General features: G+C 43.3%; 2 protein-coding genes. Both read right to left on the bottom strand.

Annotated elements, in window-relative coordinates:
* Nucleotides 1-660: sigma-70 family RNA polymerase sigma factor (locus A3729_RS00850; protein WP_156497553.1), on the bottom strand; the 660-nt coding region annotated here is incomplete at its 3' end.
* A 116-nt stretch (nucleotides 661-776) separates the two neighbouring features.
* Nucleotides 777-1,502, bottom strand: a 726-nt coding sequence (locus A3729_RS00845; protein WP_068632976.1) for a peptidoglycan DD-metalloendopeptidase family protein, incomplete at its 5' end; no start/stop codon positions are given.

Here is a 1,502-nt window from a genome sequence, read left to right as displayed (position 1 = left end):
CTTAACATCAGCAACAGGCTTATCAAGCAAATCTGCAATTTCTTCTGGCGATGGCTCGTGATCAAGTTTTTGAGTCAACTCACGTGCAGCACGCAGATATAAATTCAGCTCTTTTACTACGTGAATAGGCAGACGAATTGTACGCGTCTGATTCATGATTGCGCGCTCAATAGTTTGGCGAATCCACCATGTTGCATAAGTAGAGAAGCGGAAACCACGTTCTGGGTCAAATTTCTCAACTGCGCGAATTAGGCCTAAATTACCCTCTTCAATCAGGTCAAGTAGAGTCAAACCACGATTAACATAGCGACGTGCGATCTTTACAACGAGTCGCAAGTTACTTTCAATCATTCTCTTACGCCCGGCCGCATCACCTTTCTGCGCCAAGCGAGCAAAATAAACTTCTTCTTCTGGGGATAAAAGCGGAGAAAATCCGATTTCATTCAAGTACATTTGTGTCGCATCAAGCTGACGGTATGACTGACTTTCTGATGAGCGACCGTCTATGCCTGTCTTCTTAGCTTTCTTTTTCGCGGTTATCGGAGTGACGACTGTCTCAGCCTCTTCCTCAAAACCCCAACTTTCAGTCGTTGTCTCTTCTGATTCAACGCCATCAATTTCTACTACATCGTCAAAGTACGCTTCTCTTTCTGCTGACATCTGTCTTGCCTCGCTTTTTATTGTTTGCTCATCAAGATCCTTGATGATGCAACCTAGCTGTTTAAATAAATACGCTACCAGCCTCGCAACTGGCATTTTTCCCTTTTAGGATAGTTTTATCTCGCAGGCAGATATTTCATTGGGTCAACCGGCTCACCATTGCGCCGAATTTCAAAATGAAGCATTACCTGTTTTGAGTCAGAGCTCCCCATCTCTGCGATCTTGCGACCTTTTATTATTTTTTGTCCTTCTTTAACTAGTATCCGCTGGTTATGTGCATAAGCGCTGAGGTAAGTTTCATTATGATTTATAATTACCAAGTTTCCGTAGCCTAACAAGCCATTGCCTGCATAAACTACTTCTCCATCAGCGGCCGCATATATTGGCGAACCCAAATTGCCGGTAATATCGACCCCCTTATTGAGAGTCGTACCCGCAGACTTCCCTTTGCTCATTCCACTTGAACGGGAAGTTCCTACAGAACCTTTTATAGAATACATGGCAAGTATCGGGCCAAGATGAGGCCACTGCCAATTTATGTTCTTGATGTGCTTGGTTTTTTTATCTCTTGTTACGTTTTTACCATTCTGCATAGTTTCTTTACGTTCTGTTACATTCCCTCTTCTCTTAGACCCTGATTTTGATATTTTCAAGTTCGATTTCTGTGAGTTTTTGCGACGTTCTAAATTTATTTTTTGCCCCGGCACAATCACATAGGGCGACTTTATTCCATTCTCTCTCGCCAACTCCTTCATCTCACGGCCATAGCGCCATGCGATGGCATATAAGGTATCTCCCTTACGTACAACATGCTGCCCAAAGTAGACTGGAGGGTTAAAGTT

The sequence above is a fragment of the Oleiphilus sp. HI0043 genome, from assembly GCF_001634935.1.
The sequence above is the reverse complement of the archived record's forward strand: the minus strand, read 5'-3'. Positions and strand labels throughout refer to the sequence as shown.